We start from the raw sequence: 760 nt of genomic DNA, 5'->3' as shown, positions 1-760 counted from the left end.
GTTTTTCTATTCTGTTGTAAGCGATAGGCAATTGTATCAACTTCATTATCAGGGATTCTTTTATCAGGATTGTTTATGATATATTCAGAATTATTATACCTCTCAACAAACTCCTTTCCGTTTCTTTGAGCCGCAATATCCCACTGGAATGGACCTACGGTGTAACCACTATTATTATCACTAGGATGATTCACTATTCCATTGTTAATATTAGCATCTCGCACAGCTAACCCCAATTTCATAACCGAAAGCACACCTGCTTCACTGGATCTTCCCATTGGATTTATTGCGATAGACTTTATTTCATTATCAGTAAATCTTGGTTGTACATTATTTGCCATATTATTGATACTCCGATAAATCTTCATTTAAACAATCAGTAAAGAATTCTGTCATAATTTTTATACTTTCTGCTTTAAGTTGTTTTTTATCAGCTCCGTATTTGTAGTCTTTTTCTTTTTTTAAATCATCTGCTAATAATTGTTCGCACGAAGGCATGGGATCTTTGTAAACATTAAGTAGGCTGTTATATAACTTATTGTTACAAATTTTAATGTATGATAATTGCTTAGGTTTCCATTCCGATAATGACCTATATTGGTTTGCATCATCTGTTTTACACCTGACATCTGATGCTAATCCTCCAGGATCAGGAGAAAAAGAACAAGCTTTAGTCACAATAGCAGTATCTTTACTAATCTGATATGCCTGAAAATAACCAATAACACCTCTGCTAGCAAAGTATGCCCAATTACCACAA

At 33.6% G+C, this 760-nt stretch carries 2 protein-coding genes; both read right to left on the bottom strand.

All coding sequences use genetic code 11. The annotated features are described in order from the left end of the window. Positions 1 to 341 (bottom strand): hypothetical protein (locus BZK16_RS13950; protein WP_143691211.1); only part of this gene is annotated, 341 nt, incomplete at its 3' end. Position 342: 1 nt separating this feature from the next. Next, positions 343 to 760, bottom strand: a 418-nt coding sequence (locus tag BZK16_RS14385) for a hypothetical protein (RefSeq protein WP_158076875.1), incomplete at its 5' end; no start/stop codon positions are given.

The organism is Wohlfahrtiimonas populi, assembly GCF_002006795.1.
Lineage (GTDB): Bacteria > Pseudomonadota > Gammaproteobacteria > Cardiobacteriales > Wohlfahrtiimonadaceae > Wohlfahrtiimonas > Wohlfahrtiimonas populi.
The sequence above is the reverse complement of the archived record's forward strand: the minus strand, read 5'-3'. Positions and strand labels throughout refer to the sequence as shown.